The following is a 6,515-nucleotide window of genomic DNA, read 5'->3' as shown; positions in this document are numbered from 1 at the left end:
CACCCCCCCCACCCCTGTTCTTTTTCCCGGCGGCGGGGGGGGGGGGGCCCCCCGCGGGGGCCCCCCCCCCGGGGCCCCCCGGGGGGGGGGGCCGCCCCCCCCCCCCCCCCCCCCCCCCCGACTTGCTGTGCAGGTGGCGCGACCCCCGACCCGTCCCCGCGCCGCAAGGAGAGCCTCGATGCCGAACCGGCACTACATCCAGAAGCTCGTCGTCGACGGCGAGCCCTACGTGAACACCGACAACCTCGCGGACTGGGTGAACGACCTGCGCTGGCGCGACCCCGAAGCGCGCCGGGCGGCCGAGTACATCGCGCAGGAACTGCGCCTCATGGGCTTGTCGGACATCGAGGAATCCGTCAGCTAGCCGGACCCGCGAGGGCGGCCGAAGCGCGGCGACCGCACCGCGGCGATTCCGCCCGCGGTCGCGACGACGCCGTCCCGCGAGGGATCGCCGGCCGAGGTCGGTCGCTCCGCCGCCGGCGAACGCGTTCGCAGCGGCGGGCGCTGGAAGTCGCCAGGACCGGCCCGCGGCCCGCGCGGAGTGGCAGACTCGGCGGGGGAGATCCTCCCCGAACCGCCGCCGCGCCGAACGGAGCCCACCCGGCCGTGACCGAGCACCTCGACTTCAGCCTGGCCCTGCACCACCGGCTCGCCCCCGCGCCGGACCGATCGTTCACCTGGTCCCCGTACTCGGTGGCCAGCGCGCTCGGCCTGGCCACCGCGGCCGCGGCGGGCGACACCCGGGACGAACTGCTGACGGCACTGCGCGCCCCCGATCCGGAAGCCGTGCGCGGGGCGCTGTCCCCGGCCGCGGAGCTGTCCGCGACCGGCTCGGCGGAAGCGCCGGTGCTGGCGGTCGCCAACACGCTGTGGGCGCACGACGGGCTCCCGGTGCGCGAGGAGTTCCTGCGCACCTTGGGGCAGTGGCCCGGCAGCGCCGTCCGCACCGCCCCGTTCCGCGACGACCCCGACGGCGCCCGGCGGCTGATCAACGCCGACGTGGCGGAGACGACGCGCGACCTCATCCCGGAACTGCTCGACCCGGGCGCCGTCGACCCCGAGACGGTCGCCGCCCTGGTCAACGCGCTCTACCTGAAGGTGTCCTGGCGGGAGGCCTTCGACGCGAAGCGGACCGCCGAGCAGCCGTTCCACGCGCCCGGCGGGCAGCGGGCGGTACCGACGATGACCACCACCCGCAGCCTCGGGTACGCCGCGGCCGGCGGCTGGCAGGCGATCGCGCTGCCCGCCGCGGGCGGAGCGGAGGCCGTGGTCCTGCTGCCCGACGAGGACCTCGCCACCGCGGAACCGGAGCTGAGCGCCGCCGACCTGGACGCACTGCTGGCGCAGCGCCGCGACCAGCGGGTGGAGCTGTTCCTGCCGCGCTTCGACGTCACCGCGGAAGCGGAGCTCACCGAACCGCTCGGTGCGCTCGGCGTGCGCACCGCGTTCACCCCGGGCGCGGACTTCAGCGCGCTCACCGAGGCACCGCTGAAGATCTCGGCGATCGTGCACCAGGCGGTGCTGCGCGTGGACGAGGCCGGGCTGGAAGGCGCGGCGGCGACCGCGGCGATGATGCGGCTGACCGCGATCGTCCGCGAACCCGACCCGATCCGGGTGCGGGTGGACCGCCCGTTCCTGTTCCTGGTCCGCCACCGCGAATCCGGTGCGGTCTACTTCCTCGCCCGCGTCACCGACCCGTCCTGACCCGGAGGTGGACGGCGCTTCCGCTTCGGGGAGGCGCCGTTCACCTGCGCGCTGTCACGTTCCGGGTCGCTCGCCCGTCCCGGTGGTGGATCGCCCGCATCCGGCGGGCGGGGACCACCGGGAGTGATCATGCCGCGGATCGAACGCCTGCCCGCTCGGCGGGTGGGACTGCTGACGAAGCTCGCCTACCGCTACGCCCGCCGCCGCTTCGGTGCGGTGCCGGACCCGATGGCGGTGCTCGCGCACCACCGGGGCCTGCTGCTGGCGTCCTGCACCGCGGAACTGGCGGTGGACCGGGCGGCGCGGGTGCTGCCGGCGAGCCTGCGGGAGCTGGCCGTGTTCCGGACCGCGACCCGCATCGGCTGCTCGTGGTGCGTGGACTTCGGCACGATGCTGCAGCGCGACGAGGGGCTGGACGTGGCGCGGCTGCGGGAGATCGACGACCACCGCACCTCGCCGCGGTTCACCGAACTGGATCGGCTGGTCGTGGAGTACGCGGACGCGATGACCGAGCTGCCGGTGCGGGTGACCGACGAGCAGGTCGCGGAGCTGGACCGCAGGCTCGGCCACCGGGGACTGCTGGAGCTGACCTACCTGATCGCGCTGGAGAACCAGCGGACCCGCATGAACCACGCGCTGGGCCTCACCGCGCAGGGCTTCGCCTCCGGCGAGGCGTGCCGGGTGCCGATGCCGTGAGGCGCGGGCCGGGTCCCCGTCCGGCGGCGCGGCCCTCGATCAGGAATCGAAGGCGGCCGGGTCGAGGTGCGCCAGCTTGTCCGGGCTCACCAGGTCGTGCAGCTCCGCGATCCGGTCGCCGGCCACGGTGAACACCAGCACCCGCCGGAACGAGGTGCGCCCGGTCGGATCGTCCGGGTCGCCCGGCACGAACACGCCGAGATCGCCGTTGACCAGCACCGGGAACGATCCGGCGAGCGAGGCGGTGCCGTACTTGGCCACCAGCCCCAGCAGGAACCGGGAGATCTTGTCCGCGCCCACGACGGGCCGCCGGGCGGTGGACGCCTGCCCGCCGCCGTCGCCGTAGAGCGCCGCCCGTGGGTGCAGCAGCCGGGTCAGCTCGGCCACGTCACCGCTGGTCACCGCGGCCATGAACCGGTCGACGACCTCCTGCTGCCGGGGTAGCGGCGCGCGCGGCGGGGTGCCCTCGGCCAGGGACCGCCGCGCCCGGGACGCGTACTGGCGGGCGGTGGCGGCCGGGCAGCCGAGCAGGTCGGCGATCTCGCCGAACGGCACCTGGAACCCGTCGTGCAGCACGAACGCGAACCGCTGCTCGGCGGGCAGTTCGTGCAGCAGCCGCAGCGCCGCCATCCGCAGTTCCTCGCGGCCGGTCACCACGTCCTGCGGGTCGGGCGCGCCCAGCGGGCTCACCACCGGTTCGGGCAGCCACGGCCCCACGTACCGCTCCCGCCGGTGCGCGGCGGAGCGCACCTTGTCCAGGCAGAGCCGGCCGACGACGGTGCTCAGCCAGGCGCCGAGGTCGCGGATCTCACCGGGTTCGCGGGCCAGCCGCAGCCAGGCCTCCTGCACCGCGTCCTCGGCGTCGGCGAGCCCGCCGGTGAGCCGGTAGGCGAGCGCGACCAGCCGCGCTCGGTGGGCGTCGAACTCGGCGGCGAGCTCCGGACCGGCGTTGGTCATGCGCCGATTGTGCGCCCCGCGGGGACACCCGTCGGTGTGTCGTGCGCGACGCCTAGACTGGCCGGGTGGCTGGAAGGATCCGAGATAGCGATGTCGCCGAGGTACGTGACCGCATCCGGATCGACGAGGTCGTCGGCGAATACGTGGCGTTGCGCAACGCCGGCGGCGGTGCTCTGAAGGGCTTGTGCCCGTTCCACGACGAGAAGACCCCGTCGTTCAACGTGCGCCCGAGCCACGGCACCTTCCACTGCTTCGGCTGCGGTGAGGGCGGCGACGTCATCGCCTTCCTCATGAAGTCCGAGCACCTGGGTTTCGTCGAATCCGTGGAGCGGCTGGCCGACCGGGCCGGGCTGCAGCTCACCTACGAGGGCGGGACGCCGGGCCCGAAGCGGGACCGCGGCACCCGCGCGCGGATGGTGGAGGCGCACCGCCTCGCCGCCGAGTTCTACGCCGAGCACCTGCGTTCGCCGGAGGCGCTGCCGGGCCGCGAGTACCTCGCCGAGCGCGGTTTCGACGAGGCCGCCGCGACCCGCTTCGGCTGCGGTTTCGCCCCGTCCGGCTGGGACAAGCTGACCAAACACCTGCTGGCCAAGGGCTTCGAGCTCGACGAGCTGTACAAATGCGGCCTGTCGAAGGAGGGCAGGCGCGGCCCGCTGGACCGGTTCCACCGCAGGCTGCTGTGGCCGTTGAAGGACCTGGCCGGGGACGTGGTCGGTTTCGGTGCGCGCCGCATCCACGACGACGACCCGATCGAGGCGAAGTACGTCAACACCTCTGCCACCCCGATCTTCAACAAGTCGCAGGTGCTGTTCGGCATCGACCTGGCCAAGCGGGAGATCGCGAAGCGGCACCAGGCGGTGGTCGTCGAGGGCTACACCGACGTGATGGCGATGCACCTGGCGGGCGTGCCGACGGCGATCGCGTCCTGCGGTACGGCGTTCGGCGACGACCACATCTCGGTGCTGCGGCGGCTGATGATGGACGACAACGCGTTCCGCGGCGAGGTCATCTTCACCTTCGACGGGGACGCGGCCGGGCAGAAGGCGGCGCTGAAGGCCTTCGACGGCGAGCAGCAGTTCGCGACCCAGACCTACGTGGCGATCACTCCGGACGGCATGGACCCGTGCGAGCTGCGCCAGGCCAGCGGCGACACCGCGGTGCGGGACCTGGTGGCGCGGCGCAAGCCGCTGTTCGAGTTCGCGATCCGCAGCCTGCTCACCGAGTACGACCTCGATTCGGTGGACGGCCGGGTGGAGGCGCTCAAGCGCACCGTCCCGCTGGTGGCGCAGATCAAGGACGTGGAGCGCCGCGACGGCTACGCGGTGCAGCTGTCCGGCTGGGTCGGCTGGAACGACGAGAACCAGATCGTGCGCCGGGTCCGCGAGTCCGCGGGCGCGCCGGCCAAGCCGCAGCGCCGCCGCGCGCCGCGCAACCCCGACCAGGGGTCGCTGGGCATGGACGTGGAGCTGCCGCCGCGGCCGCGCCGGGACGACCCGCGCTGGTGCCAGCGGGAGACGTTGAAGCTGGCGCTGCAGGTGCCCGCGCTGTCCGGCCCGGTCTACGACTCGCTGCCGGAGGAGGCGTTCACCGAACCGGTCTACGCCGAGCTGCACCAGGCGATCGTCGCGGCGGGCGGCACCATGTCCGGCCTGTCCGGGGCGGGACTGGTGGACGCGGTGGGCCGCGAGTGCCAGGACGAGGTGACGCGGCGGCTGCTCACGCTGCTGGCGGTGGAGGCGCTGGACACGAAGTCGGAGGAGGACCCGCGCTACGTGGCGGGGGTGATCGCCCGGCTGCAGGAGATCATGGTGGGGCGCCAGATCGCGGACATCAAGTCGCGGGTGCAGCGCACCTCGCCGACGGAGAACCCGGACGAGTACAACTCGCTGTTCGGCGACATGCTGGCGCTGGAGCAGTACCGGCAGTCGTTGCTGCACCAGGCTTCGGGCGCGTTGTGATGACCTGGCTGCGCCGGTTCGCCGCCCGGTTGTCCGGCACCGCCGAGGTGCCCGCCGACTTCGCCGGTGCGCTCGGCGCCGACGAGCGGGTGCTGGCGGTGGCGCGCGCGGCGGACGGGCCGCTGGTCGCCACGCACCTCGGGCTGTGGCTGCCGGAGGGGCGGCTGCTGGGCTGGCACCTGGTGAGCAAGGCGACCTGGCGGGACGGCGTGCTGATCGTGGTCGAGGCGGTGGAGTCCGGGTCGGCGGGGGACGCGGTGCTGCTGCGGGATCTGCGCCCGCTGCGCCTGCGGCTCGCCGAACCGGGGACGCTGCCGGAGATCGTGCACACGCGGGTGACCGGGTCGATCCGCAGCACCGAGCACCGCGAGCTGCCCGGCGGCGGCGCGCGGTTCGTGCAGCGGAAGGTGCCGGGCCGCAACGGGTTGGTGCTGCAGGTGCGCGCCGATCCGGGCACCGACGAGCGGTCGCTGGCGCCGGTGGCGGCGGAGGTGGCCCAGCGCCTGCACCGGTCGCGCTGACAGCTCCGGGACCTGGACATCCGTGCAGTACGGTCGTACTGTTCGCGCCGTGTGGGATCCGCGGAAGTACCTGTCGTTCAGCGAACAGCGCGATCGCCCCGCGCACGACCTGCTGGCCCGCGTGCCGCAGCGACCCGCCCGCCGCGTCGTCGACCTGGGCTGCGGCGCCGGGAACCTCACCCGGCTGCTCACCGGACGCTGGCCGGACGCCGCGGTGGAGGCCACCGATTCCTCGCCGCAGATGGTCGAGGCCGCGCGCGGCAACGGCGTCGACGCCCGGCTGCAGGACGTGCGGGACTGGCGGCCCGCGCCGGACGTGGACGTGGTGCTGTGCAACGCGGTGCTGCAGTGGGTGCCCGAGCACGTCGACCTGCTGCGCGGCTGGTTGCCCGCGTTGCCCGACGGCGCCACGTTCGCCTTCCAGGTGCCCGGGAACTTCGAATCCCCGTCCTACCGCGCCATCCGCGAGGTGCTCGCCGAGCAGGGGTGGGACGTCGACGGGCTGCTGCGCGCCGATTCGGTGCGCACGCCCGCGGAGTACGCGGACGTGCTCGCCGACCTCCGCGCCGCGGGCGCCGCCGGGGGGCCCCCCAACGCGCCCCCCCGCCGCGGCCCCCCCCCCCGCCGGGGATGGGTGGCCGGCCCGGCGCGGCGCCCCGGGCGCGCCGCGCGGGGCGCG

At 74.5% G+C, this 6,515-nt stretch carries 7 protein-coding genes; 6 read left to right on the top strand and 1 reads right to left on the bottom strand.

The features are described from left to right. Positions 1–178 precede the first annotated feature (178 nt). The 3 genes from LCD31_RS17320 to LCD31_RS17310 all read left to right on the top strand — a co-directional run bounded on the left by LCD31_RS17320 (position 179) and on the right by LCD31_RS17310 (position 2,400). Positions 179–364 (top strand): hypothetical protein, encoded by a 186-nt coding sequence (locus LCD31_RS17320; protein ID WP_224959429.1) that lies wholly within the window; start codon positions 179–181, stop codon positions 362–364. Positions 365–606: 242 nt separating this feature from the next. Further along, the gene (locus LCD31_RS17315) at positions 607–1,704 is read left to right on the top strand and encodes a serpin family protein (RefSeq protein WP_224959428.1); all 1,098 of its coding nucleotides are present in this window, start codon (positions 607–609) and stop codon (positions 1,702–1,704) included. A gap of 129 nt (positions 1,705–1,833) precedes the next feature. Continuing rightward, positions 1,834–2,400, top strand: a complete 567-nt coding sequence (locus LCD31_RS17310) for a carboxymuconolactone decarboxylase family protein (protein WP_224959427.1) — start codon at positions 1,834–1,836, stop codon at positions 2,398–2,400. 39 nt (positions 2,401–2,439) lie between these two features. On the opposite strand, the gene sigJ is transcribed toward LCD31_RS17310, so the two are convergent. Beyond that, positions 2,440–3,357, bottom strand: coding sequence for an RNA polymerase sigma factor SigJ (gene sigJ, locus LCD31_RS17305; RefSeq protein WP_224959425.1), 918 nt, complete (start codon positions 3,355–3,357; stop codon positions 2,440–2,442). Positions 3,358–3,422: 65 nt separating this feature from the next. Between sigJ and dnaG the strand changes: the two genes are divergently transcribed. From dnaG to LCD31_RS17290, 3 genes are all read left to right on the top strand, one after another. After that, positions 3,423–5,315 (top strand): DNA primase, encoded by a 1,893-nt coding sequence (dnaG, locus tag LCD31_RS17300; protein ID WP_224959423.1) that lies wholly within the window; start codon positions 3,423–3,425, stop codon positions 5,313–5,315. Beyond that, positions 5,315–5,836 carry a hypothetical protein gene (locus tag LCD31_RS17295; protein ID WP_224959421.1) on the top strand — a complete coding sequence of 174 codons (522 nt, stop codon included), beginning with the start codon at positions 5,315–5,317 and terminating at the stop codon, positions 5,834–5,836. Before dnaG ends, LCD31_RS17295 begins: the two co-directional genes overlap by 1 nt. 49 nt (positions 5,837–5,885) lie before the next feature. Further along, on the top strand, positions 5,886–6,515 hold a 630-nt coding region (locus LCD31_RS17290; RefSeq protein WP_224959419.1), incomplete at its 3' end, for a methyltransferase domain-containing protein.

It is taken from the genome of Saccharopolyspora sp. 6M (assembly GCF_020176775.1).
GTDB lineage: Bacteria > Actinomycetota > Actinomycetes > Mycobacteriales > Pseudonocardiaceae > Saccharopolyspora_C > Saccharopolyspora_C gregorii.
This window is presented reverse-complemented; position numbering and strand designations above follow the sequence as displayed.